At 56.8% G+C, this 23,865-nt stretch carries 26 protein-coding genes; 14 read left to right on the top strand and 12 right to left on the bottom strand.

The genetic code is table 11. The features are described from left to right. Positions 1-13 precede the first annotated feature (13 nt). The 7 genes from DS739_RS03895 to DS739_RS03865 form a co-directional block, all read right to left on the bottom strand. Positions 14-961, bottom strand: a complete 948-nt coding sequence (locus DS739_RS03895; RefSeq protein WP_006116263.1) for a bifunctional riboflavin kinase/FAD synthetase — start codon at positions 959-961, stop codon at positions 14-16. Positions 962-963: 2 nt separating this feature from the next. After that, positions 964-1,668 (bottom strand): acireductone synthase, encoded by a 705-nt coding sequence (gene mtnC / locus DS739_RS03890; protein ID WP_006116264.1) that lies wholly within the window; start codon positions 1,666-1,668, stop codon positions 964-966. Between the two features lie 11 nt (positions 1,669-1,679). After that, positions 1,680-2,225, bottom strand: coding sequence for an acireductone dioxygenase (locus tag DS739_RS03885; protein ID WP_006116265.1), 546 nt, complete (start codon positions 2,223-2,225; stop codon positions 1,680-1,682). Further along, positions 2,222-2,845, bottom strand: coding sequence for a methylthioribulose 1-phosphate dehydratase (locus tag DS739_RS03880; RefSeq protein WP_006116266.1), 624 nt, complete (start codon positions 2,843-2,845; stop codon positions 2,222-2,224). The genes DS739_RS03885 and DS739_RS03880 overlap by 4 nt, the downstream gene beginning before the upstream one ends. Positions 2,846-2,878: 33 nt before the next feature. Beyond that, positions 2,879-3,136: a twin-arginine translocase TatA/TatE family subunit gene (locus DS739_RS03875; RefSeq protein ID WP_004448930.1), complete on the bottom strand. Its 258-nt coding sequence runs from the start codon at positions 3,134-3,136 to the stop codon at positions 2,879-2,881. A gap of 129 nt (positions 3,137-3,265) precedes the next feature. Further along, positions 3,266-3,724: a CHAP domain-containing protein gene (locus DS739_RS03870; protein ID WP_035354051.1), complete on the bottom strand. Its 459-nt coding sequence runs from the start codon at positions 3,722-3,724 to the stop codon at positions 3,266-3,268. After that, entirely contained in the window at positions 3,721-4,380 is a 660-nt protein-coding gene (locus DS739_RS03865; RefSeq protein WP_035354053.1) for a RecX family transcriptional regulator, read from the bottom strand. Before DS739_RS03865 ends, DS739_RS03870 begins: the two co-directional genes overlap by 4 nt. A gap of 238 nt (positions 4,381-4,618) precedes the next feature. On the opposite strand from DS739_RS03865, the gene DS739_RS03855 reads away from it, so the two are divergent. The 7 genes from DS739_RS03855 to DS739_RS03825 all read left to right on the top strand — a co-directional run bounded on the left by DS739_RS03855 (position 4,619) and on the right by DS739_RS03825 (position 13,239). Continuing rightward, positions 4,619-5,827 (top strand): aspartate aminotransferase family protein, encoded by a 1,209-nt coding sequence (locus tag DS739_RS03855; protein ID WP_006116269.1) that lies wholly within the window; start codon positions 4,619-4,621, stop codon positions 5,825-5,827. Between the two features lie 11 nt (positions 5,828-5,838). Beyond that, positions 5,839-6,825 (top strand): ornithine carbamoyltransferase, encoded by a 987-nt coding sequence (gene argF / locus DS739_RS03850; RefSeq protein ID WP_035354251.1) that lies wholly within the window; start codon positions 5,839-5,841, stop codon positions 6,823-6,825. 4 nt (positions 6,826-6,829) lie between these two features. Then, positions 6,830-7,147 (top strand): hypothetical protein, encoded by a 318-nt coding sequence (locus DS739_RS03845; protein ID WP_006116271.1) that lies wholly within the window; start codon positions 6,830-6,832, stop codon positions 7,145-7,147. Positions 7,148-7,270: 123 nt separating this feature from the next. Next, positions 7,271-8,221, top strand: a complete 951-nt coding sequence (locus DS739_RS03840) for an Hsp33 family molecular chaperone HslO (RefSeq protein WP_006116272.1) — start codon at positions 7,271-7,273, stop codon at positions 8,219-8,221. A gap of 93 nt (positions 8,222-8,314) precedes the next feature. Beyond that, entirely contained in the window at positions 8,315-9,316 is a 1,002-nt protein-coding gene (locus tag DS739_RS03835) for a hypothetical protein (protein ID WP_231621269.1), read from the top strand. A gap of 98 nt (positions 9,317-9,414) precedes the next feature. After that, a complete protein-coding gene (gene hrpB, locus DS739_RS03830) occupies positions 9,415-11,982 on the top strand; it encodes an ATP-dependent helicase HrpB (RefSeq protein WP_039891719.1) in 2,568 nt (855 codons plus the stop codon). 138 nt (positions 11,983-12,120) lie between these two features. Continuing rightward, a complete protein-coding gene (locus DS739_RS03825; RefSeq protein ID WP_006116276.1) occupies positions 12,121-13,239 on the top strand; it encodes a S1C family serine protease in 1,119 nt (372 codons plus the stop codon). A gap of 18 nt (positions 13,240-13,257) precedes the next feature. Here the strand turns inward: DS739_RS03825 and DS739_RS03820 are convergent, their stop codons facing one another. Then, complete coding sequence (locus DS739_RS03820; protein ID WP_035354062.1) at positions 13,258-14,112, bottom strand: aldo/keto reductase; 855 nt, start codon at positions 14,110-14,112, stop codon at positions 13,258-13,260. A 106-nt stretch (positions 14,113-14,218) separates the two neighbouring features. On the opposite strand from DS739_RS03820, the gene DS739_RS03815 reads away from it, so the two are divergent. Continuing rightward, positions 14,219-14,665 (top strand): DNA polymerase III subunit chi, encoded by a 447-nt coding sequence (locus DS739_RS03815; protein WP_006116279.1) that lies wholly within the window; start codon positions 14,219-14,221, stop codon positions 14,663-14,665. A 61-nt stretch (positions 14,666-14,726) separates the two neighbouring features. Here the strand turns inward: DS739_RS03815 and DS739_RS03810 are convergent, their stop codons facing one another. After that, positions 14,727-16,211: a leucyl aminopeptidase gene (locus DS739_RS03810; protein ID WP_035354254.1), complete on the bottom strand. Its 1,485-nt coding sequence runs from the start codon at positions 16,209-16,211 to the stop codon at positions 14,727-14,729. 144 nt (positions 16,212-16,355) lie between these two features. Here DS739_RS03810 and cysQ point away from each other — a divergent pair, with 144 nt between their 5' ends. The 4 genes from cysQ (at position 16,356) to DS739_RS03790 (ending at position 20,261) form a co-directional block, all read left to right on the top strand. Beyond that, positions 16,356-17,126 carry a 3'(2'),5'-bisphosphate nucleotidase CysQ gene (cysQ, locus tag DS739_RS03805; RefSeq protein ID WP_170315309.1) on the top strand — a complete coding sequence of 257 codons (771 nt, stop codon included), beginning with the start codon at positions 16,356-16,358 and terminating at the stop codon, positions 17,124-17,126. Between the two features lie 88 nt (positions 17,127-17,214). Beyond that, positions 17,215-18,216, top strand: a complete 1,002-nt coding sequence (locus tag DS739_RS03800) for an L-threonylcarbamoyladenylate synthase (protein WP_035354260.1) — start codon at positions 17,215-17,217, stop codon at positions 18,214-18,216. After that, entirely contained in the window at positions 18,213-18,776 is a 564-nt protein-coding gene (locus DS739_RS03795; RefSeq protein WP_035354065.1) for a hypothetical protein, read from the top strand. Before DS739_RS03800 ends, DS739_RS03795 begins: the two co-directional genes overlap by 4 nt. Positions 18,777-18,791: 15 nt before the next feature. After that, on the top strand, positions 18,792-20,261 hold the full coding sequence (locus DS739_RS03790; RefSeq protein ID WP_081461437.1) for an FAD-binding oxidoreductase: 1,470 nt from the start codon (positions 18,792-18,794) through the stop codon (positions 20,259-20,261). A 91-nt stretch (positions 20,262-20,352) separates the two neighbouring features. Here the strand turns inward: DS739_RS03790 and DS739_RS03785 are convergent, their stop codons facing one another. The 3 genes from DS739_RS03785 to DS739_RS03775 form a co-directional block, all read right to left on the bottom strand. Beyond that, a complete protein-coding gene (locus DS739_RS03785) occupies positions 20,353-20,820 on the bottom strand; it encodes a hypothetical protein (protein WP_006116285.1) in 468 nt (155 codons plus the stop codon). 33 nt (positions 20,821-20,853) lie between these two features. Further along, on the bottom strand, positions 20,854-21,510 hold the full coding sequence (locus DS739_RS03780) for a hypothetical protein (RefSeq protein ID WP_035354071.1): 657 nt from the start codon (positions 21,508-21,510) through the stop codon (positions 20,854-20,856). A gap of 275 nt (positions 21,511-21,785) precedes the next feature. Further along, the gene (locus DS739_RS03775; RefSeq protein WP_006116287.1) at positions 21,786-22,352 is read right to left on the bottom strand and encodes a cob(I)yrinic acid a,c-diamide adenosyltransferase; all 567 of its coding nucleotides are present in this window, start codon (positions 22,350-22,352) and stop codon (positions 21,786-21,788) included. A gap of 143 nt (positions 22,353-22,495) precedes the next feature. Here DS739_RS03775 and DS739_RS03770 point away from each other — a divergent pair, with 143 nt between their 5' ends. Next, on the top strand, positions 22,496-22,882 hold the full coding sequence (locus DS739_RS03770) for a DUF423 domain-containing protein (protein WP_231621270.1): 387 nt from the start codon (positions 22,496-22,498) through the stop codon (positions 22,880-22,882). Next, entirely contained in the window at positions 22,879-23,853 is a 975-nt protein-coding gene (locus DS739_RS03765; RefSeq protein ID WP_035354074.1) for an SAM-dependent methyltransferase, read from the top strand. Before DS739_RS03770 ends, DS739_RS03765 begins: the two co-directional genes overlap by 4 nt. Positions 23,854-23,865: the final 12 nt, after the last annotated feature.

Raw genomic sequence — 23,865 nt, 5'->3', positions numbered from 1 at the left:
CTTTTATAGAGGGTTATATGCCTGCCAGTTCGGCGTTCAGAACCATGCGTGCCTGCTGCGCATCCTGCGCAATCTGGGCTTTGAGTTCATCCAGCCCGGCAAAACGCTGTTCTGGCCGCAACATTTTGTGCAACGCCACAGAAAGCGTTTGGCCGTACAGATCACCATCAAAGTCAAACAGGTTCACTTCTACGCGGCTTTCCTGCCCATCGTTAATGGTGGGCCTGCGGCCAATATTGGCCACGCCGGGCCGCGTATAGCCGCCGGGCAGGCGCACCGTTACGGCGTAAACCCCACGTGCGGGCTCTAAATGCCGCCCAAGCGGGATGTTGGCTGTCGGGAAGCCCAGCAAACGCCCGCGCTTATCACCATGCTGCACTTGGCCACGAATAAACCACGGACGACCAAGCTCTTCCGTAGCACGTTCGGGGTATCCTTCCTGCAACAGCCGCCGGATACGGGTGGAGGAATACGGCCCGGCGGCATCTGCCAATGCGGGCACGGATGTAAAGCCCATACCTAGCTCGCCCGTGCGTTCGGCCAAGAACGTAACATCGCCCCCACGGCGATACCCGAATGCAAAATCTGGCCCACAAGCAACGTGGCGCAGGCACAGGGCATCGTGCAGCACGTCTTCTACAAACCGCTCCGCCGTCATGCGGGAAAATGCTTCATCAAACCCGATCTGGAATACATGCTGCACACCTAACGCCTGTAAGGCAGCAAAGCGCTCATCCGGCAAGCTCAGGCGGAATGGTGGATCCTGCGGGCGAAAGAGTTCTCGCGGGTGGGGCTCAAACGTTACCACCGCCAAGGGCAGATCTGGCCGGGCCGCGTGGGTGGAATGAACCAGATGGGCGTGGCCTAGATGCACACCATCAAAATTGCCAAGCGCTGCCGCACAGCCGTGCGCTTCTGGCGGAATATCCCGCCAGTTTGTGTGCAACTGTGCTTTCAGCACTTTTATGCTCCTTCCGGCAGGCCGAACATCTGCCCCGCCTGCGGCAGAGATTGCGCTACAGGGTGGGTGGTACCTGCCACCGTGCCATCTTCCGGGCGGGCAATCTGGCATACACGCAAACCAGCTTGGGCTGCTGCATCCAATTCTGCCACCACATCGGACAGAAACAGCACATCCTGCCCCTGCCAGCCACTTTGTTCCAGAATATGGCGATAACTTTGTGCGCTTTTCTTACCACCAACGCGCAGATCAAAAAACGCACTGAAAAGCGAGGTCAGGTTCCCCTGCTCGGTATAGCCATAAATCAGCTTCTGCGCGGCTTCGGAGCCAGAGGAATACACTGCAAGCGTAAGGCCTGCGGCTTTCCATGCCTTTAAGGTAGGCTCAACATCCGAGTAAAGCTGGGCTTCCAGCTCCCCTTTTTCATAACCCTGCTGCCAGCACAAGCCTTGCAGGCTTTTAAGCGGGGCAACTTTGGCATCTTGCGCCATCCAGCGTTCAAGCTGCTCCAGCGGGGGCACGCCGGGGGCTTCTTGGGCAATCTGTGCCAATGCTTCCTGCACCACTGGGTTTTCGTGCTGTTCCAGCAATGCGGGCAGGTGTTTGCGCGCGTAGGGAAACAGCACTTTATGCACAAAAGCCACTGGCAGGGTGGTGCCTTCAATATCCAGCAGCACCACGCGCGGAGGAATCCGGGTATCGGCCATTATGCCCTCAATCAGTTTGCGTAAGATGGAAACTGCCGGGCAATATCGGTGCCTGTATAGCGGGCTACCCAGCCTTCCTTGTGTGTGAAAATACGCAGCGTGACCATATCTGGCTCTGGCCCGGCATCAAACCAGTGCTTTGTGCCTTCAGGCACAGAAATCAGATCGGTTTGCGTGCATTCCACATCGTAAACATAGCCAGCAATGTGCAGGATGAAGTGCCCGCTGCCATGCACAAAAAAGCGGATTTCATCTTCACTATGCGTATGTTCGGACAAGAACTTGTCCCGCAAGGCCTCTCTGTTAGGCGTAGAAGGGCTAACACGCAGCACATCGGCAGAGCCTGCGCCGGTTTCACCCATCAGCTTGTCCAGAAATGGGCCATACACATCCAGAACGGCCTGTTCGTCCGCATCCCTTGGGGGAATCTGTGGGCCTTCCCAACGCTCAAACCGCACACCTAGCGGGGCCAGAACGCGCGCCATTTCTGCCGGGTCCTGCGTTTGCAGCACGGGGTGTTCGGGGATGGTATCTTTGTAAACTGTCAGGGAACTCATACGTGCAGCTTCCTTCGCTCAAGCGCGCAGGCCAGCAGGAACTCCAGCCCCTCCAACCGCGCAAGGGCGGTGGGCATATCCTTGCCCCACACATACACACCGTGGCCTCGGATAATGTAGCCCGCAGGCATACCCCTACCAAAAAACGGTTCCACAACTTCCGCCAGCCGCGCAATGTCCTGATCGTTCTCAAACAAGGGCAGCTGCACGGATGTTTCGTGCGTGGTCTGCCCTTCAAACACTTTCAGAACTTCGTAGTCCGCCAGTGTAAGTCCGGCTGTTTCTTCCTCCATAGACAGAACGGTGGAGGCCACAGAATGCCCGTGCAGCACTGCGCCCACATGGGGGAAGTGGCGGTAAATCTGGCAATGCAGCAGCGTTTCCGCACTGGGCCGATTTTCCGGGCTATGCGGTTTGCCCTGCATATCCACAGTAATTACGTCTGCGGCTTGCAAAAAGCCTTTGTGGCAACCTGAGCGCGTAATGGCTATGCGGCCATCCGCCAGCCTGCGGCTGATATTACCTGCCGTTGCAGGCACCCACCCGCGCTGATCCATACGCTGTCCGGCAAGCAGAATATCCTGCACGGCACGGGCAAAATCCGTAACGGTTTGATCCATGGCGTTATCTGCCCGTCTTAAACTGCCAGCGCCTTACGGCTGGACAGATTTATCCGCTGGTGCAGCCGTGCGCTGCTCCACTGTGGAAGATGCAGGAGGTGGGGCAATATGCCCGTTGCCGGGGCGTGCCGTGCCATCATCCATCGGTTCATCATCCGCCATGTGCTTCTTGAAGGATTTGATGCCCTTGGCCATATCGCCCATCAGCGAGCTGATCTTGCCGCCACCGCCAAAAACAACAAGCACAACTACAAGCACGATCAGCCAGTGCCAGATACTCAAGCTACCCATCAAACCAGTCCCCTACACTTGCATTACGCGCCCAAAATGAGCGTGTGCTGCACATCCTTAGTTTGTACATGATGGCGGAAACACTTTCTTGCAAGTTTTTCCTTACGCGGCCTACCCCCCTATTGGGTGCTAACTGCCACCCGTGCCCGTTGGTTCAATAAAGCCATAAACCGGATAAACCGTTTTGCCCATGGCATGAATGGGGCTCCACCACACGCGCACACGTGTCCAGTTATTATTAGGGGAAACATCAACAACAGGAGCATGGCGCGTGACTTGCCCCGGCTCCCAATTGGCATGGTCCACCAACACCAGGCGTGAATTCCGCACTTGTTTCACAACAGAAACATGGCCTGATGGCAGCCTGCCGGTAGACCGAAACACCATAACATCCCCTGCGCGGGGCGAGGATGTGCGGCTATATTGCCCCTGCGCTTCCCCCCACCAACTTGCCGCAGCACCCCGCAGGTTTATGGCGGAGTGTTCCCGCGCATAGGGCGCGCACTGCACAGATCCATTCCAACTTCCACGCCCACCCGCACAGGCAGCAAGTAATAAAGGCAGAATAAGAACAAGGCTACGCTTCACGATTCGGCCCTCAAACGTTGCATCCAGTCCTCCGCTTCTGCGGGAGACATATCCAAAACCTGTTCCGCCACATCCTGCGCATAGCCCGCGCGGGCCAGTACACCCAGCGCCTTGTGCCTGCGGGCAAGAGCCTGCTCACTCTCCACCTCATCATCCGCAACATAAGGCGTGGCAAATGGCCCCATCCTGCGCTTGCGGGCCAGAACCAGCGCCGCACATAACTCCCTTTGCGCAGGAGAAAACCCTTCCACCGCATCCTGCAAGGCGGCATCACGCAGATCAGCCTCCACGCCGCGCGCGGCCAGATGCGCCTGCACCGCACGGCCAGATCGGCCAGACCGCACCAACCTGCGTGCGCGGGATGTGGCAAAACTGGCATCGTCCACAGCGCCAAGGCGCACCATTTCTTCTGATATTTCAGCCACCACGGGGCGCAGCGCCTGCACGGCTTCGGCCACTTCTTCCGTATCTGCCCCGGCTTTAAGGGCCTGTTTCTCCCACCGCGCAATGCGGCGCAAAAGCACTTGTTCCAACCCGTGGCGCGTGGTGCCAAACCGTGCCAGATGCGCCAACGCGGCCTCTCGCAACACGCGACGATCAAGCTGCGGAAACCCCGATGATGTGTGGGCAGATGAAGAAGAACCAGAATGCATCATCCCTCTTTCTTACCCACTCCTTGCGTGTAGGAAAATACGCAACGGGCCATGCCGCGCATGTTGCGTATGCAGAATTTTTTCACACAGAATATTTGACTTTAATCTGCACAAAAGGCCATGATACGCCCGCAATACGGGCCGCCCGCTCACCTTATATCAAGGCAGCGGGCGTTTTTCGTTCTGCATTCCACTTCTCACCTTGCAGGTTCAACAACCGCCAACACAAAGACCAGATTCCATGATTTCTGCCCTGATGCCGACATACAAGCGCGCTGATCTCGCCTTTGAGCGGGGAGAAGGCTCCTGGCTGCAAACGTCGGACGGGCGACGATTCCTAGACTTTGCTGCGGGTATTGCCACGTGCTCTATCGGCCACGCACACCCCAAGATGGTGGAAGCCATTAGCACACAGGCCGCAAAGGTGATGCACGTTTCCAACCTGTTCCAGATTCCGCAAGCGGAAAAACTGGCCCGCAGGCTGGTGGAACATTCCTTTGCCGATAGCGTGTTCTTCTGCAATTCCGGCGCAGAAGCCAACGAAGGCATGGTGAAGATGGCGCGCCGCGCCCAGATGATGGCAGGTCACCCCGAACGCACAGATATTATCTGCATGGATGGGGCTTTTCATGGCCGCACGCTGGCTATGCTGTCCGCCACAGGCAACCCCAAATATCTGGAAGGCTTTGGTGAGCCTGTAAAAGGCTTTCTGCACGTTCCGTTTAACGATATCGAAGCCGTAAAAGCCGCCATTACCCCCAATACCGCAGCGGTGATGCTGGAGCCTATTCAGGGTGAAAGCGGTATCAAGGTGGCCAGCCCGGAATATCTGCAAGCCCTGCGCGCATTGTGCGATGAAACCGGCGTGCTGCTGGTGCTGGATGAAGTGCAGTGTGGCGTGGGCCGCACAGGCCGTCTGTTTGCGCATGAATGGGCAGGCATTAAGCCGGATATTATCAGCACAGCCAAAGGTTTGGGTGGGGGCTTCCCCATTGGGGCTATCCTTACCACGGAAACCATTGCCAAGGCCATGACACCGGGCACACATGGCACCACATTTGGCGGCAACCCGCTGGCCTGTGCGGCTGGCAACGCTGTGTTGGATGTTATTCTGGCCCCCGGATTTTTGGATCAGGTTTGCGCCCGCGCGGCCCTGCTGGATGAACTGCTGGATAGCCTTGTGGCAGATGCACCAGATATTTTTGCCCAGCGCCGTGGCCTTGGCCTGCTGATTGGCCTGCGCTGCGTGCCCGCAGTGGGCGATGTGCAGGGTGCCGCGCAGGATGCGGGGCTTTTGTGTGTTACGGCGGGCGATAACGTGCTGCGCCTTGTGCCACCGCTTACTGTTTCCGAAGAAGAATGCCGCCAAGCTGTGGCTCTGCTGGCGCAGGCTGTCAGCACCATCAGAAAAAATCATAACAACAAAACAGTTCTGGAGCCAACAGCGTGAGCGCCGCCAATATGACCACTGCCCTGCCTTCTGCCTCTTTGGCTACGCCACGCCATTTTCTGGATCTGAAAGATCTGGATGCCGCCACATTGCGCCAGATTCTGGATGTAGCCGCCAGCATGAAGCGCATGCAGCAGAAGCGTCGGTTTCCGCTGCACCCACGCCAGCCGCTGGCCGGGCGGCAGTTGGGGCTTATCCTTTCCAAGCCTTCCACCCGCACGCGTGTTTCTTTCGAAGTGGGTATTCGCCAGCTTGGGGGCGATGCCGTGGTGCTCAGCCCGCAGGAAATGCAAATTGGCCGGGGTGAAAGCATTGCCGATACGGCCCGTGTGCTCTCCCGCTTTGTAGATGCCATTATGCTGCGCACGGGCAATACAAAAACCCTGCACGAACTGGCACAATGGAGCACGGTGCCTGTTATCAATGGTCTTACACCTCATTCTCATCCGGTGCAGATTCTCGCCGATATCATGACATTTGAGGAACACCGCGGCCCTGTGCGTGGGCGCACCTTTGCGTGGACGGGGGATGGCAACAACGTGCTGGTTTCCCTTATTGAAGGGGCCGTGCGTTTTGGCTTTGCCCTGCGTGCCGCCACCCCCGCAGACATGAAGCCCCCACAGGATGTGCTGGACTGGGCCCGTGCCGAAGGCGGTGATGTGGAATGGACGATAGACCCTAAAGCTGCCGTAAAAGGCGCAGATTGCGTGGTGACGGATACATGGATCAGCATGTCCGATTCACCCAAGGAAGCCGCCAGCCGCATGAGCAAGCTGGAACCCTACCGCGTAAATGCAGATTTAATGGCCCTTGCTGCGCCAGAAGCCCTGTTCATGCACTGCCTGCCTGCCCATATAGGAGAGGAAGTGACCAAGGACGTGTTTGAAGGCCCGCATTCTGTGGTGTTTGATGAGGCAGAAAACCGCCTTCATGCCCAGAAAGGCGTACTGGCATGGACAATGGGCGGCACAAACTGGACCTCTTTCGGCAAGGAATAAGCACATGAGCGGCACAGACAGAACAGTTTCCATGACATCTACCGAAGATACACCCGCCACCCCCGGTTGGGTGGAAAGCAGTCTGGACGCTATTCTGGCTACGTTGCCGTTTCCGGCAGAAAAGTTGGCATCGTTCCGTAACTCTTATCTGGATTGTCTGGCTGGCTGTGGCCGCACGGAAGATCTGGATAGCGAGCACGATGCCTGCCGCAAGGGTTTGCTGCTTGCGCTCAAGGAAGGCTTGAACATGGATTCAGAAACCGGCCGCGCCCTTGAACAGAAGCTGGAAAAGCTGGAACTGGATATTTCCGCAGGGGCGTAACCCCCTGCTTTTCGCTTTTTCCTTTTTGTCCGCCTGAAAAGCACCCTCCGAGTCCGCACGCATCAGGCGCATGTTCTTGATATTCCCGTATTCTTGATGGACTCAGGACAAACTTAAATTCCCATGGAAAAACCTGCTTTTCTTGACCGTGATCGCCCAGATGTGCCCGATTTGGTGGTGCCCGGTGGTGTAACACCTTTTTATCTGGCTGGTCGGCCCGTGCGTGGTCGGCTGGTGCGTTTGGGCGTGCTGGCGGATACGCTTCTTACACGGCATGATCACCCAGCCCCCGTTACCCGCCTTGCTGGCAAGGCGTTGGCACTGGTGGCGGCTTTGGCTTCGGCACTGAAGTTTCAAGGGTCTTTTTCGCTCCAGATAAAGGGCGATGGCCCTGTTTCCATGCTGGTGGCAGACTGCACCAACACTGGTGCCCTGCGCTTTTACGCCCGCACGGATGATGAAGCGCTGGAAACCCTGCTGGCCGAAACACCCAAACCCACAGACCGCGAACTGCTGGGCGATGGTTATATGGCCCTTACGGTGGACCAAGGGCCAGAGATGGACCGCCATCAGGGTATTGTGGAAATTGCGGGGGATGACCTGTCTGCAATGGCCATGCATTACTTTGCTAGCAGTGAACAGCACGCCTGTTGGATTATGCTTGCCTGCCAGATGACCGATGCAGGCTGGCGCGCAGGCGGCCTGATACTGGAACGCATTGCGGGCGAAGGCGGCAGCCACGTGGTGGAAGATGAAGCCGCAGAGGCAAGCTGGGAAACAGCCACCATTCTGGCAGACACGCTTTCCACCAAGGAACTGCTGGACGATAGCCTGCCAACATTGCAGCTTTTGCACCGGCTTTTCCATGAAGAAGACCTGCATGTCAGCCAGCCACGGGCTTTGGCCTTTGGGTGCCGCTGCTCCCGCGCACGGTTGGCCAATGTGCTGGAAACCTTCCCTCAAGATGATCTGGACCACATGTGCCAAGATGACGGGAACATCGTGATGACATGCGAATTCTGTAATGTAGATTTCCGCTTTGCGCGCAAAAATATTGCCACGCAGACACAGTAAAAAAGCATCAAAGTTTGCCAGCAGGGCCATAAGCGCAATATCTTAAGGCGCTGCTGGTATAAGGTCTTTGCCAAAAGGCAGGCATTTTTGAGAATGTCGGATAAAGTTTACAAGAGGTTTTGCGCCATGATGCTGTTTTCCCGCATGCGCCTTTCTGGCCTAACAGCCGCGCTGCTGTTTCCTGCCCTGCTGGCAGGCTGCGCGGATCAGAAGCAGCCTACGCAGTTTGCACCGCTGCGCTATGATAACCTCAGCCAGATCAACCTCAACGTAAATACCCTGACATTGGTGGATAACACTGCAACCCACCCGGTTGCGGGCGATATCGGCTATAAATCCCCCACCCCGCCCGTACAGGCCCTGCGCCAAATGGTGCAGGACAGGCTGGCCGCCAAAGGGGGCATTACCAGCGCCAATTCCGCCCAGTTTGTAATTGATCGGGCTTCTATCCTGCACGAACCCGGCGGCACGCTACAGGGGCAGATAGATGTGCATCTGGATATCCTTAACCCCGATGGCAGCAAAACCGCGCATACAGAAGCCCACGCCACCCAGAGCCTGCACCCAGACCCCACAGAGGATACGGAAAGCCAAGCCAACCTGTACAACGTAACCAAAGGGATGATGGACAGCATCAATACCGAATTGGATACACAGGTACATCGCTCCTTGGGTAAATGGCTGGTGGATGCCGGAGGTATGCCGGTAGATGGCGCCATTCAGGCCCAGCCCCTTACGTCTGGTTCAGATACTGGCACAACAGATGCCACCACAGGGGCTTCTGTCGGTGCTACAAGTGCTGGTGCTCCGCAAGAAGCGCTTTCTCCCGTTTCTGCGGCTAAAACCGGGCAGGCGACATCCCCCGTAACGGTGCCGGAAAACGCGCCTATTGTTGCGCCTTCCACAGATGCCACAATGCCTTCTTCCACCAGCACAACGGAAACCAAGCCTGCCGCAGCCACCAAAGTGCAGGACAGTGAACCCAACGCCATTTTCCCGGCAGGTGAGGATGATGATTCGTCCTCCAGTTCATCTTCTACAAAGGCCACGTCTCCCAAAGCGGGCTATCTCAAGCTGCCATCTCAGCCTCAATAAGGCTGTTTCCTCAGCAAATTGCCTTAAATTCTGGCGCATATAGCCCCCACCGCCACGTAATATTGCACTGCGGCGGTGGGGCCGCCATAAAGCATGGCATGACTGCTTCTGCCCCTAGCCTGAACCCGTTTTCCATTGCGCAGGGCCTGCCTGTGCAGGATGTACTGCCAGAACTCTGCGCGGCACTGGCTCAAAACCCCACAGCAGACCATCCGGCATCAGCCATTTTAGTAGCGCCTCCGGGGGCAGGTAAAACCACATCTGTTCCACCCGTGTTGGCAGCAGCAGCATGGCGCGCACCGTCTGATAAAATCATCATGCTAGAGCCGCGCAGGCTGGCAGCCCGCGCCGCCGCCCAACGCATTGCATCGCTGATGGGGGAAGATGTTGGCGGTTTTGTTGGGTTCCGCACCCGCTTAGATTCTGCTGTTTCAGACCGCACCCGTATTGAGGTGCTGACAGAAGGCTTGTTCCTGCGCCGTCTGCTGGGTGACCCCATGCTGGAAGGCGTAGCCTGCGTTATTCTGGACGAAGTGCACGAACGCTCATTGGATGCGGATCTGGCGCTGGCTTTCTGTCTGGATCTACAACGCACTTTGCGGCCTGATCTGCGGCTTGTGGCCATGTCTGCCACAGCGGAAACAGAACGCCTTGCCGCGCTGATGAATGCCCCTGTGCTAACAAGCGAAGGACGGATGTTCCCGCTTACTGTCCACCATGCCAAGCACGATATTCCCAGCCTGCGCGATATTGCCACCGCCACGGCAACAGGTGTGCGGCAAGCCTTGGCTGAAACAGAAGGTGATATCCTCACCTTTCTGCCTGGCACGGGAGAAATCCGCCGGGTCATGCAACTGTTAGAAACCGTACCCGCCACGGTGCTGCCCCTGCATGGTGAACTCCACCCGGCAGAACAGGCCCGCGTGCTGCGCCCCGGAAATGAGGGCGAACGGCGGATTATTTTGGCCACTTCCATTGCCGAAACATCCCTTACCGTGCCCGGCGTACGCGTTGTGGTGGATTGCGGCTTCCGCCGTGTGCCACGGTTTGATGCCGGAGCCGGACTTTCCCGGCTGGATACGGTGCGTATTTCCAAGGCAGCCGCCCGGCAACGCGCTGGCCGTGCGGGGCGAGAAGCGCCGGGTGTGGCCTACTGCCTATGGTCTGCCCACACGGAACGCGCTTTGCCCCAGCATGACAGGCCAGAAATTCTGGAAGCTGATCTGTCTGATTTTGTGCTGGCAACCGCCTTATGGGCAGATACGGTGGGCTCCGCCGATACGCCGCTTCCGCTGCCAGATCAGCCACCCGGCAGCGCGGTAGCCGCCGCAAAGGAATTGCTGATTTTGCTGGGTGCGCTGGATGATGCTGGCAAGATTACAAAACTTGGCCGCAACATGGCCGATTTGGGCACGCACCCACGCCTTGCCACCATGATGCTGGCAGCCCGCACGGCAGAGGAAGCCGCACTGGCAGCAGACCTAGCAGCCCTGCTGGAAGAGCGTGACCCCCTGCGCCCACGCGCTGCCGGGCGTGGTGGGCCGCCACCTATTCCGCCCGCAGATATTACCCTCCGGCTGGATCTGATTGCAGGGGAAGATAACAACCCGCAGGCAGACCGTGGCGCTTTGGCCCGTATTCGGCAGGCTGCCGCACGTTTTCGCACCCGTATGGGGCTAAAGCCCCGCCACCCGGCAGCGGGGGATGCCGCAGCCCTTCTGGCCGCTGGCTTTCCTGATCGGGTTGCCTTGTGCCGGGGAGATATAGGCAGTTACCGCATGGCCAATGGCAGCAATGCCCGCCTGCGCCGAGATGACGGACTGGCAAAACACAAGCTACTGGCTGTAGCAGGCCTGCACCTGCGCACTGCTGCCGAAATACGCATGGCGGCCCCATTGGAAAGCAACGCCCTGCCCCCAGCCCTGCTGGAGCGCACGCGTGAACAGGTTGAAACCACGCTGGACCCTGTATCGGGCAATATCATGGCCCGCAGGCGCACCCGTATTGGCTGCCTTGTGCTGCGAGACCGCACAGAAAAAGTAAAACCGGAAGATGCAGGCCCGCTCCTGCTGGCTCAGGCCAAGGAAGCACCAGAAACTACACTCAACTGGTCAGATGCCGTACGGCAGCTTCAGGCGCGGGTAGAACTGGCCCGCACCTTGCCCGATGGCGCCGGTATGGAAGAAGGCTGGCCAGACTTTTCCTCCACAGCCCTTGCTGGCTGTATGGATGAATGGCTGACCCCATATGTTGAAGGCTGCACATCCATCACCGCATTACGGGAATTGAATATACTCAACCTGCTCCGCACTTATTTGGGTTACGCCCGCACAAACTGGTTGGATAAGGAACTGCCAACCACCCTGCCCTTCCCCGGCGGTGTGGCAGAGGTGGATTATACGCAGCCCGTGCCTGTGGCCTCGGCCCGTGCCCAAACCTTTTATGGCACGGCACAAACGCCCAAATTAGCTGGGGGGCGCGTGCCGTTGCGGCTGGCGTTACTTTCTCCCGCAGGGCGGCCTCAGGCCATTACGGCGGATCTGGCGGGCTTTTGGCAAGGGGGATGGGCAGATATGCGGCGCGATATGCGCGGGCGTTACCCCAAGCACGAATGGCCAGAAAACCCCGCTTTGGCCCCAGCGCGGCCACGCGCCAAACGCAGCTAGAAGATGTGGGCGTGGCGGAAACAACACCCTACCGCCATAAAAACGTACCAGATCAAAGGCAAACACGTATAGCCGGTTGCATAAAGCAGATAATCCGGGCCACAAGTTTGTAATGTCTGGAGCTTTATTGCCATTTCCATGAAGATGCTTCTACGGAACCTGCCTGCACTGGCCGTAGCCTGCTTTTCCCTTCAGGAAACAGGCGCGCATTACTCAGCACAGGCTGCAACACTCCCGACATTCGAGCCCGCTGTACCGCTTGTTTCTGGCGGCCCTATCAGCTTTGCGCCTTTGGTACGCAAGGTTGTGCCCGCTGTTGTTAATATTTCCGTTACGCGAGATTCAGATACCAGCGCCAAACACAAGCTGCCATCCACCGTGAAAGGCACCCCACTGGAAAAGCGCTACCGCGAACGCATGCGCCGCCATCAGGATGAACTACTTGGAGCAGGTTCGGGCTTTATTATAGACCCCGAAGGCACCATTGTGACGAATGGCCACGTGGTGGAAGATGCAGATAAAATTACCGTTGCCCTTGCAAGTGGTAAGGAATTTACCGCCACGCTGGCAGGCATAGATAACCTAACGGATATTGCCGTTATCAAAATCAGATCCCCACAGCCTCTGCCCTATGTCACATGGGGTGATAGCAGACAGGTGCAGGTGGGAGATTGGATTATGGCTGCGGGCAACCCGTTTGGCTTGGGCTCATCTGTTACCGCTGGTATTGTTTCAGCCCGTGGGCGCGATATTGGCACCAGCCCGTTTGATGATTTTCTGCAACTGGATGCCCCCATAAACCCCGGCAATTCTGGCGGCCCCACGTTTAACCTTGCCGGGCAGGTGGTGGCGCTCAACACCGCCATTGTTTCCCCCACAGGCGGATCTGTAGGGCTTGGGTTTTCCATCCCCTCCGAAATTGTTATCCCCATTGTGGAAACGCTGCGGCAGGCCGGGCATATTGAACGCGGCTGGCTGGGCGCCACGCTGGAAGATATTATGACCCATAATGGCACGCAGGTTACAGAAGTGGATCGCAACGGCCCCGCAGCCAAAGGTGGACTGAAAAAAGGCGATATCATTGTGGGCATGAACAATGAGCACGTAGAAACCGCACGCGCCATGATACGCGCCGTGGCTTCTGCCAAGCCGGGGCTGGATGCACAGTTAAACGTATTACGTAATAACCAGCCCATAACCCTTACCATACACATTGGCCGCCGCCCTAAATGGGAGGACGGCAACGGGGGCAAATAGCCCCCATGCTCCGGCTTTTTAGATCATATCCAGTGGTGTTTTTTTGGTAGGCGGCGGAAACGCTGCATCCAACTGCGCCAGATCCTGCTCTGTTAATTCAAGATCTCGCGCAGCTAGATTCTGCTTCATGTGCTCGTGCGAGGCAGCTTTGGGAATAGCCAGCACGTTGTTCTGGCGTAGCACCCATGCCAACGCAATTTGTGCCGGTGTAGCCGGGCCAAGCACCGTACTGTGCCTGCTGGCAATATCTGCCAGAACCGGGCTTTTAAGCAGTTCCTGCCCCTGCCCGATGGGGGAATACGCCATGGTAACAATCTTGCGCCGATAATCCGTTTTCAGCAGATCATATTCCACGCCGCGATGTTCCAGATTGTAAAGCACCTGGTTGGCAACACATTCCCCAATGCGGGAACAGCCATCCAGTTCATACACATCATCCGTATCAAAGTTTGAAACACCCCAATAGCGAATCAAGCCTTCTTTTTGCAGCTTCTTGAATGCGTCTATCGTTTCGCCCAACGGCACACCGCCCCGCCAGTGCAGAAGGTACAGGTCTATCCAATCTGTTCCCAAACGGCGCAAAGATTTCCGGCAACTTTCCGCCACACCTTGGCTAGACGCGTTTGAGGGCAATACTTTGGTAACCAGAAAAACCTTTTTGCGGTAGGGATAGATAGCCTCACCCACCACACTTTCGGAGCGGCCATTGCCGTACATTTCGGCTGTATCCACCACCTGCACACCGTTCAGCACGGCATAGCGCAGGCTTTCCACTTCCTCTGGCCAACGGGCGGGGTCTTCACCCATATTCCATGTGCCCACCCCTAAAGCGGGTAGAACAGTACCATCGGCCAGCGTTACTGTGTTTGCCATTGCGCCGGTTCTCCTTTGCAAAACAGGCGGCTTATCTGCCTGTTAATTTTCTAAACGCGCTCAATCAGCCTTCTGCCCGCAGGTAAGGCTGGATATACTAACACGTATGACACAGATTGGTTTTTACCACCTTACGCGCACAAGCGTGACCGAGGCACTGCCCAAACTGCTGGCCCGCACACTGGCCAGCGGGCAAAAAGCCGCTGTGTGGTGCGCCAGCAAACCCATGCTGGATGATCTGGATAAAACCTTGTGGAAGGTTACAACCCCAACATGGCTGCCACATGGGCGCGAAGGTATTGCCTGCCCGGATTTGCAACCTATCTGGCTGAGTATGGGGGAAGATGCCCCCAATGCCGCACGCTTTCTCTTTTTGCTGGAAAACCGCAGCTTTCCCGATCTGGCAGATTTTGAACGGGTGTTTGACCTGTTTGACGGGCATGATGAGGAAGCCGTAGCTGCCGCGCGCACCCGCTGGAGTGCCGCCAAAGCCGCCGGGCATGAACTGGCTTATTGGCGGCAGGAAGAAAAAGGCTGGAAACGCGCCCGGTAAGTTCACCGTAACGCCCTTCCAGCCTTTGGTATCATGCCAACTGCTTTATATTACAGCGGGTTCAGTCTTTTGGTTCGTATTCGTAGCCATCACGCACAAAGCGATCAAGCAGACGCACACCAAAGCCCGTAGCCCCTTTGGGCTGACCATTCTGCGCCTTGGATGCCCAAGCCACACCGGCAATATCCAGATGCGCCCAAGCTGTTTCACCCACAAAGCGCTTCAGGAACTGCGCTGCGGTAATGGAACCACCGGCACGGCCACCGCTGATGTTCTTCATATCCGCGATATCGGATTTTAGCTGGACATCATATTCCTTGCCCATGGGCATACGCCACAGCTTTTCACCCGCAAATGCGCCAGCATCTGCAAGGCCCGCTGCAAGCTGATCATTATTGGAGAACAGGCCCGCATATTCATGCCCAAGGCTGACAATAATGGCCCCGGTAAGCGTTGCCAGATCCACCATAATCTGTGGTGCAAAACGTTCACGCGCATACCAAAGAATATCTGCCAGCACCAAGCGGCCTTCGGCATCGGTGTTCAGCACTTCAATGGTCTGGCCAGAAGCACTGCGCACCACATCGCCAGGGCGCTGGGCGGTGCCGGACACCATGTTTTCTACCAGCCCCACAACACCAACAGCGTTCACCTTGGCTTTGCGCCCGGCCAGTGCCGTCAGCAGGCCGGTTACCGTAGCGGCACCTGCCATATCCCACTTCATGTCTTCCATGCCAGCGGCAGGTTTGATGGAAATACCGCCGGAATCAAACGTTACACCCTTGCCAATAAAGGCCAGCGGGGCTTCATCCTTGTTGGCGGCACCATTCCAGCGCAGGATAACGGTGCGCGGTTCGTTCGCACTGCCCTGTGCCACACCCAGCAGCGCACCAAAGCCCAGCTTTTCCATGGCTGCGCGGTCCAGCACTTCCACTTCCAGCCCCAAGCTTTTCAATGTGGTGGCGCGCTCTGCAAATTCTACCGGATTCAACACGTTTGCAGGTTCGGTTACCAGATCACGCGTTAGCACCACACCACGGGCTACGGCAGAAAGAGAGGGCCATGCTTCATTTGCGGCATCTGCGTGGTCTGTCAGAACAGAAAGCACGGCAAGCCGATGGTTTTTGCTGGCATCTGGTGCGCCATGATACAGCCCAAAGTGGTAAGCCCCCAGCACAGCACCCTGTGCAGCGTGTGCGGCCAGCACGCCAGACAGATCACCCACTGCCAGCGTGGCCTGCTCATCCCGGCCAAGGTGAGATGCCGCTGCACCCCCAGCCTTTTCTGCGGCCCAGGCATCTACCGCTTCCGGCTTGCCAATGCCAATCAGCACCACGCGCTCAAACGCAGCAGATGGCGCCAGAACAACGCAGGCGGTGCCTTCCTTGCCTGTAAAATCATCCGCTTTGGCTGCACGGGTTAGCGCGCCATTGGTGGCTTTATCGGCTTCCTGAAAAATGGCAGAGCGCTTTTCCCCTTCCGGCACCAAAATGGCCAGAGCGCCACCGGCTGGCAGCGTAGCGGAAGAAAACTTGATCTGAAGCATGGTGTTTACTGCCCTTTCTGTAAACTCATCCTTCCTTGCGTACGTCTCCCCCGGCGGCTTGGCAATAGGAAGCCCGCGGGTGCATGACATGCGCTTGCAATTGTAGGCATGACGCAGCCCGCGTGCTGGCGTATGCTAAGCGGCATGACAAGCCATACCGATGCCGACCTTCTGGCCCTAGCCGCCAGACTGGCCGATGAAGCTGCTGAAATTATTCGTACAATTCGTGCGCGCGGCTTTGAAACCATAACCAAAACCGATTCTTCCCCCGTAACGGAGGCAGACCACGCAGCAGAAGCGCATATTCTGCGCGGCCTGCGGGCGGCAACGCCGGATATTCCCGTTATTGCGGAAGAAGAGGTGGCCGCTGGCAAACAGACCGCTGTAGCCCCCGCCTACTGGCTGGTGGACCCGCTGGATGGCACGCGTGAATTTGCCGCCGGGCGTGATGATTTTACCGTAAATATCGGTCTGGTGCGTGATGGCCAGCCGGTGTTGGGTGCAATGGCGCTGCCTGCTTACCATCAGCTTTACACAGGCGGTGTTGGTTTAGGCGCACACCGCACAGATAAAAACGGCACGCAGCCCATTCATGTGCGCAAAGCCCCGGCAGAAGGGCTGACTGTTCTGGCCTCTCGCCATCATGCGGATGATAAACGGCTGGCGGAATATCTAAACGGCCGCCCGGTGGCCAAGCTGGGCAATATTGGTTCTGCCGTAAAATTTGCCCGCGTGGCCGAAGGGCTGGTAGATTTGTACCCACGCCTTGGCCCCACCATGGAATGGGATACCGCAGCCCCGCAGGCTATTGTAGAAGCCGCTGGCGGAAATATTACGCTACTGGATGGATCTCCGCTGGTTTATGGCAAAACGGGCTGGAAAAATCCGCCATTTGTCTGTACCGGAACGCTGTAAACCCATTACGCTGCACTTTGGCCAACCTTATGCGCAGGCTGGCCAATGCAGCAAACAGGCCACCCCTTTGTTACCATTACAGAGACGTATGACTGACCTTCTGGACGCCTCCTCCTCTGGCCTTCAAACAGCCGCCCGCATCCTGCGCGAGGGTGGCTTGGTGGCGTTTGGAACAGAAACAGTTTACGGCCTTGGCGGAGATGCCACGCAGCCCCAAACCGTGGCCCGGATTTTTGAGGCCAAAAACCGCCCACGCTTTAACCCGCTTATCAGCCATTTTGCAGATGCACAGGCCGCTTTTACGCAGGTTACCGCCAACCCGCTTGCGCATAAATTAGCGCACATGTTCTGGCCCGGCCCGCTTACGCTTATTCTGCCCCGCGCCCCCCACAGCACCGTAAGTGATCTGGCTGCCGATGGCCTGCCCACCTTGGCCGTGCGCGTGCCCAAAGGGCAAACCGTGCAAGCTTTGCTCAAGCTGGTGCAACGCCCCATTGCGGCCCCTTCCGCCAACCGCTCCGGCCGCATCAGCCCCTCCGATGCAGCCCATGTGCTGGAAGAACTGGATGGCCGTATTGATGCCGTGCTGGATAGCGGCCCCTGCCAAGTTGGTGTGGAAAGCACCGTGCTGGATATTTCCAACCCTGAACGCCCTACCCTCTTGCGCCCCGGCGGCATAACACTGGAAGCCTTGCAAGCTGTATGCGGCACCATTTTTATGCCGGAAACAGAGGTGGATGCCGCCCCGGCATCTCCCGGCAGAATGCTTTCACATTACGCGCCGCACCTTCCCGTTCGGCTCAACGCAGTTGATGTTGCGCCAGATGAAGCCTTGCTGGCCTTTGGCAACACGCAGCCCAGCGGCACGCCCCTAAGCTGGAACCTGAGCGAAAGTGGCAATCTGGAAGAAGCCGCCGCACGCCTGTTTACCGGCCTGCGGACGCTGGACAAGCAAGGCCAGAACCTTCACCTACGCGGCATTGCAGTGCAGCCTATTCCGCCCCACGGGCTTGGGCTTGCCATACAGGACCGGTTAAACCGTGCGGCAGCCCCACGCCCTACCCTGCCCCCGGAAGACTTGCCCGCATGAGCGATATTGACCCCAAAGAACTGAAAATTCTTTCGGATATTCTGGCACTGGTGCTGGAAGATCAGCCGGGCCAATCCGCTACTGCGCTGGAGGCCTTGCGTAACCGGGCCAAACGCAACGCCACCACAGGCGGCGCGCTTAAAAACCTATTCCAGACCATTGCAGCAGACCCCGAAAAGGCCAAACCTGCGCGGGCCAGCAAAACACGGGCCAGCAGCCGCGCTTCAGCCACCAAAGCACAGACAGATATGTCTGATACCTATCGCGCCCAGTTGCAGGAACTGAGAAACAACATTGTTTCTTTGGATCGGAAACTGCGCAGCGCCAATGCCCAGAACGAAACCCTTAAATCTGAGCTGTATCTGACCTTGCAGGCCCGCGCAGAAATGCAAGCCCAGATGGCGCAGATACAAAGCTTGGGCCAGTATCAACGCCGTATGACCATAGTGATTGCCACTGTTGCCGGGCTTTTGGCTGGCATTGCGGGGGCGGAACTTTATCATTCCTTTTTTCCACCGCACATTAGTACTGCGTCAGAAAACGCCCGTTACCTTTACTGATGTTTTCTTTATTTTATGTGCTCACCCCTTTTGCAGGAACCCGCGCCTATGCCTGAAAACGCCGCCCTTCCCCAATCCCTGCATGATGCCCTTTTACAGCTTCTGGGGCCTACAGGCCTGCTGACAACGGCTTCGGATGTAGATCCGTTCTGCATAGATTGGCGCGCGCTTTACCATGGCAAATGCGCTGCTGTTCTGCGCCCGGCTAACACAGAAGAATGCGCAAAAGCTGTTGCCCTGTGCCAGCAACACAACGTGCCCATGGTGCCACAAGGCGGCAACACCAGTATGGTTGGCGGCGCAACGCCAGATAACACCGGCAAGGCTGTTGTTATTTCCACCACCCGCATGACGCGTATTCATGACATTGATCACGCTGATCTCACCATGACGGTAGAAGCTGGCGTAACGCTTAAAGCCGCGCAGGATGCCGCAGCCAAGGAAGGGCTGCTGCTTCCCCTTTCCATTTCATCGGAAGGCTCTGCCGATATTGGGGGTATTCTGGCCACCAATGCTGGCGGCAACAACACTGTGCGCTACGGCAACGCGCGTGAACTGGCATTGGGGCTGGAAGCTGTCATGCCCGATGGCAATGTGCTGAACCTGATGCGCAAGCTACGCAAGGATAATACCGGCTACGCCTTGCGCCAGCTTTTGGTTGGATCTGAGGGCACGCTGGGTATTATCACGCAGGCTATTATTCAGCTTCAGCCAGCCCCCCGCTCGCGCGAGACAGCTTTGTGTGCCGTAGCGAATGCCAAGGGGGCGCTGGATCTGTTTGCGGCATTCCGCAAGCAGGACCCTTCTGCCATTCAGGCTTTTGAGTTCATGTCTGGCACCAGCATGGCATTGGTTAACAAACTGATTGAAGGCGCACCGCTGCCATTAAGCGAACCCGCACCCGCTTACGCGCTGGTAGAATTAGGCAGCCCACGCGCAGATGACAGCCTGCGTTCCCTTATGGAAGAAGTGCTGGGCACAGCGCTGGAAGACGGGTTGGTAACGGATGCCGTGCTGGCAGAAAGTGAAGCCCAACGCCAAAGCCTATGGATGATTCGTGAGGAACATGCAGAAGCCCAGAAACGCGCCGGAGCATCTGTTAAAAACGATGTATCCGTGCCTCTGGCCGCTATTCCGACCTTTATAGATGAAGCCACCAAAGCGTGCGAAGCGCTTATTCCCGGTATTCGGGTGGCACCGTTTGGGCATATTGGGGATGGTAACATCCACTTTAATCTGGTGCAGCCCGAAGGCGCAGACCCCAAGGCGTTTCTGGCGCAGGACCATGCCATGATGGACACTGTGGCTGCAATTGTGCGCAAACTTGGCGGTTCTTTCTCTGCCGAGCACGGTGTAGGCCAGCTTAAAACTTACATGATGCCATCATGGCGCGGCGGCGCAGAACTGGAAACCATGCGCCGTATCAAAAATGCGCTGGACCCCAAGAACCTGATGAACCCGGGCAAGATTTTTCCCGCATTCTGAAAAAATAATCAGGCGCTCTGTATAATAAAAAGGGAGACCAATTCAATGGTCTCCCTTTTTATTACTTGAACAGATATTGCAGACTACAGAATTATCTACGGATTTTTAAAAAATCCATGTCAGGGTAGCGTAACGCCAAAAGCTGCAAAATAAACGCAGGCAACACCACAAGCCCCGGATCAAACCCCACCAGCACCATGGCGGCAAAGGTAAAAACCGGTGCCAGATTACGTTCCACACGTGCGCCATCTGGGGTGCCACATGCCATAAGAGAGCACGCGCCCCCTACCACCAGCAATGCGGCAGCAGAAGCGGCCCGGAACGGATGGGCCATCATATCTGGCACCAATCCGCCCTGCATGGTTTCCAGAGAGGACATATCAGACGACCATCCCGCCAGCCCGAACAAAAAGCTAAACGGCAGGATAAGCACGCCAAAAATATCCTTCAACAGAGCCAGAAAGCCCATAACAAGAGGCGGCAGCAACACACAGGCCACCCCTACGGCAATATCCGCCACCAGCAACACCAACGCTGGCGTGACAGGAGGATTCCTCACGCAGAGTGTCTTTTTACAAACAGAAGCAGAGTGTTAATCCTTCCACCATTTAACAGGCTGCGGTTCATCTTCAACCACGTCTTCCTTTGCCAGCTCATACTGGCGGCGCGGGCGGCCGCGCGGTTTGGCTTCCACTTGGCGCTTTAGGCTGGTAATTTCTTCATCACGTTCTGCCACCAGCCGGTTTGCAGCCCGAAGCTGGCGGCCTGTTTCAGCCAGTTCTGCTTCCTGCTCCGCCACTTTGGCTTTCAGCTCACGCACCATCATATCGGCGTGGCCTTTTTGGGTTTGCAGGGCATGCTGTGCAGCCTGCACTTCACCCAGTTGGCGTTCCATTTCTTCCACACGCAGCTTTTCTTCCGCCACCAAACGGCGCAGACGAGAAACTTCGCTGTTTTCTTCTTCAGAAAAATGAACAGCGCGGGATGTTGTAGGGGTGCGGGGGGCTGCAACCGTGCGGGGCGTAATACGGGCCAGAGAATGCTTTTCTACCGGCACTTCGCCATCACGCACAAATCTTCGCCGCTTGTTGCCTGTGGCATCTGCGGCAGGCCGAGGGGCGGACGGCGCAGACCGCCCTTTGTGAGATGCGCCAAGCCGTTCCAGCGCATTGCGCATGGAAGCTTCTTCCAGCCCTTCATCCCGTTCTCTATCGGCATCCAAGGGTGGCATAAAAGATGTTGTATTCATAAATCTGGAAGTCACTTTAAGAAAAATGGTCTGTTGATACAGTTCTTAAGCATTCCATCAGCCGTTATATTCTGGCATTTGCCCGTGCGATATCCAACACGGTTCCAGCCAATCCTTCATGATGCTTTGCAGCAGACATGAAACCACACATTACAAACGGACAGACAGAATTATTACACACGTTTTATAATGTGTTTTTGTTCTTACTAGACAGTATTATCATGTCTCCCCTGCCATGTTCAAGCACAAGACAGAGGTTTTCATCAGGTTTTCTCTTATTTTTCAGGAATCCATACCAGATCGGTCTGCCCATCTGCATTAAAGTGACGCGCCAGAACAAAAAAGTAATCAGATAACCTGTTCATGATCTGTAGCAGAACAGGATTGATTGTTTCTTTCTCAGCCAGCGCCACCATGCGCCGTTCTGCCGCACGTGCCTGCGTGCGCGCCAGATGCGCCCACGCTGCGGGAACAGACCCACCGGGTAATACAAAACTTGTGAGAGGCTTTTGGGCAGCCCGCAACTGCTCCACCCATTCTTCCAGTTTTAAAACAGCACTTTCCTGCATGCGCTTGGCGCGGGCAGCCTTTGGCCCTTCCTCTGGCTGGCACAAATCTGCCCCCATATCAAACAGCATGTTCTGTACAGCAGCAAGCTGGCTTACCACAGCGCTATCTTGTGGTGCATGGGCGCGCACAAGGCCGGTTATGGCATTCACCTCATCCAACGTGCCCAAAGCTTCTATGCGTGCACTGCTTTTTTGAACGCGCGCACCATTGCCCAAAGATGTCTGCCCACTATCTCCACCGCGTGTGACGATACGATCCAGCCTGATGCTCATGTTTTAGATTTTCCTGCTCTCATTTTTGCATAATGTGCCACCACAATTTGGCGCAAACTTTATAAAGGCCAACGCAGGAAATAGCCGGGCATGTTGCCTTTCCTGTTTTCCATTACGACGGCTGCGCCTATACAGCAGAACTTATGTCCTTTTCACTTCTTCTTCCGCGCCTGTGGCGCATATGCGGGGGCCTTCTGGCCGCTACCGGCACCGTTATGGGCGCGCTTACCGCCCACCTGCCAGATTCGGCCTTTGCTGCCGGTGGCCGCGTTATGGCCCATAGCGGCATGGAAATGCAGATGTGGCAAGGCATTGCCCTTGTTGCGCTGGGCCTTACAACCAAACCCCAAGCTGGCCGCATATTGCTGGCAGGGGGGTGCGGGCTGGTGCTGGGCACTCTGCTGTTTTGCGCAGGCGTGTATTACACAGCCTTTACCGGCCACCATGCAGCCCATGTTGCCCCTACGGGTGGCAGTTTGCTGATTCTTTCCTGGCTATTACTTTCCATTAGCTGGATGTGCCGAGCATGAGCACCATTCGCACAGCATGGCTTGCCGCCGATGGCCTGACATCCGTTTTAGAAGCTGATCTGGCATGGCGCGGCGTGACAATTGACCGCTGGCATGGCCGTTTAGCACTTTCCAGCAGCAAACCCGTATATTCCCCTTGGGCGCTGGATATCTGGCTGAACCCACAGGTGGTAGAGATAACCTCTATCCGCAATGCCGCAGATACTTTGCGTGCTCTTCAGCGAAACTGGAGCCTGTATGCGGTTGATCACTTTCGACGCACCGCGCTGATTACAGACAAACTGCCTCCGGTTAAAGCGGCGCCACTGGTGTTTCCCACACTGCCGCCCACCAGCCCCTTGGGTGCGTGGACGCTGCTGGATACCAACACGCTGCTTTTTTCTGCGCGCAAAACCAGCCCGTTTGTAAATGGTGCACCGCAGTTTGTAGAAAACCGCACCGGCCCACCTTCTCGCGCCTATCTGAAATTATGGGAAGCCTGCACGCGCCTTGGCCGCTGGCCCACACCGAATGAGCGTTGTTATGATCTGGGTGCGACACCGGGCGGATGGACATGGGCCATTGCCAACCTTGGGGCACAGGTAACAGCGTTTGACCGCGCACCGCTTGACCCCAAAGTGGCCGCCATGCCGGGCGTATCCTTCCAGCAGGCCAGCGCCTTTGGGTTGGAACCCGAAAAACTTGCTGCGGTGGACTGGATGTTTTCAGACATCATTGCTTACCCGCAGCGCCTTTTACGGCTTACGCAAAACTGGATGACTTCTGGCAACACCAACAACATTGTGCTGACGGTGAAGTTTCAGGGTGAAACCGACCATGAAATTGTTGCTGCGTTTGAGGCCATTCCGGGTGGCAGCTTGGCGCATCTGGCCCATAACAAACATGAGCTGACATTTTTCTGGAACAAAGCAGCCGCAGCCGAAAACAGGCCCACATTAGCAGGCACAAACCTTGCGGAAGAAGCCGCGTAAACCACACGCCAA

Origin of the sequence: Acetobacter sp. JWB (assembly GCF_003323795.1) — a bacterium.
GTDB lineage: Bacteria > Pseudomonadota > Alphaproteobacteria > Acetobacterales > Acetobacteraceae > Acetobacter > Acetobacter oryzifermentans.
The sequence above is the reverse complement of the archived record's forward strand: the minus strand, read 5'-3'. Positions and strand labels throughout refer to the sequence as shown.

Bases quoted from the DNA above. Each gene is read 5' to 3' on its own strand.
- mtnC (WP_006116264.1), bottom strand. From the start codon at position 1,668: ATGGCCGATACCCGGATTCCTCCGCGCGTGGTGCTGCTGGATATTGAA.
- DS739_RS03885 (WP_006116265.1), bottom strand. From the start codon at position 2,225: ATGAGTTCCCTGACAGTTTACAAAGATACCATCCCCGAACACCCCGTG.
- DS739_RS03880 (WP_006116266.1), bottom strand. From the start codon at position 2,845: ATGGATCAAACCGTTACGGATTTTGCCCGTGCCGTGCAGGATATTCTG.
- DS739_RS03875 (WP_004448930.1), bottom strand. From the start codon at position 3,136: ATGGGTAGCTTGAGTATCTGGCACTGGCTGATCGTGCTTGTAGTTGTG.
- DS739_RS03865 (WP_035354053.1), bottom strand. From the start codon at position 4,380: ATGATGCATTCTGGTTCTTCTTCATCTGCCCACACATCATCGGGGTTT.
- DS739_RS03855 (WP_006116269.1), top strand. From the start codon at position 4,619: ATGATTTCTGCCCTGATGCCGACATACAAGCGCGCTGATCTCGCCTTT.
- argF (WP_035354251.1), top strand. From the start codon at position 5,839: ATGACCACTGCCCTGCCTTCTGCCTCTTTGGCTACGCCACGCCATTTT.
- DS739_RS03845 (WP_006116271.1), top strand. From the start codon at position 6,830: ATGAGCGGCACAGACAGAACAGTTTCCATGACATCTACCGAAGATACA.
- DS739_RS03840 (WP_006116272.1), top strand. From the start codon at position 7,271: ATGGAAAAACCTGCTTTTCTTGACCGTGATCGCCCAGATGTGCCCGAT.
- DS739_RS03835 (WP_231621269.1), top strand. From the start codon at position 8,315: ATGTCGGATAAAGTTTACAAGAGGTTTTGCGCCATGATGCTGTTTTCC.
- hrpB (WP_039891719.1), top strand. From the start codon at position 9,415: ATGACTGCTTCTGCCCCTAGCCTGAACCCGTTTTCCATTGCGCAGGGC.
- DS739_RS03825 (WP_006116276.1), top strand. From the start codon at position 12,121: ATGAAGATGCTTCTACGGAACCTGCCTGCACTGGCCGTAGCCTGCTTT.
- DS739_RS03820 (WP_035354062.1), bottom strand. From the start codon at position 14,112: ATGGCAAACACAGTAACGCTGGCCGATGGTACTGTTCTACCCGCTTTA.
- DS739_RS03815 (WP_006116279.1), top strand. From the start codon at position 14,219: ATGACACAGATTGGTTTTTACCACCTTACGCGCACAAGCGTGACCGAG.
- DS739_RS03810 (WP_035354254.1), bottom strand. From the start codon at position 16,211: ATGCTTCAGATCAAGTTTTCTTCCGCTACGCTGCCAGCCGGTGGCGCT.
- cysQ (WP_170315309.1), top strand. From the start codon at position 16,356: ATGACAAGCCATACCGATGCCGACCTTCTGGCCCTAGCCGCCAGACTG.
- DS739_RS03800 (WP_035354260.1), top strand. From the start codon at position 17,215: ATGACTGACCTTCTGGACGCCTCCTCCTCTGGCCTTCAAACAGCCGCC.
- DS739_RS03795 (WP_035354065.1), top strand. From the start codon at position 18,213: ATGAGCGATATTGACCCCAAAGAACTGAAAATTCTTTCGGATATTCTG.
- DS739_RS03790 (WP_081461437.1), top strand. From the start codon at position 18,792: ATGTGCTCACCCCTTTTGCAGGAACCCGCGCCTATGCCTGAAAACGCC.
- DS739_RS03780 (WP_035354071.1), bottom strand. From the start codon at position 21,510: ATGAATACAACATCTTTTATGCCACCCTTGGATGCCGATAGAGAACGG.
- DS739_RS03775 (WP_006116287.1), bottom strand. From the start codon at position 22,352: ATGAGCATCAGGCTGGATCGTATCGTCACACGCGGTGGAGATAGTGGG.
- DS739_RS03770 (WP_231621270.1), top strand. From the start codon at position 22,496: ATGTCCTTTTCACTTCTTCTTCCGCGCCTGTGGCGCATATGCGGGGGC.
- DS739_RS03765 (WP_035354074.1), top strand. From the start codon at position 22,879: ATGAGCACCATTCGCACAGCATGGCTTGCCGCCGATGGCCTGACATCC.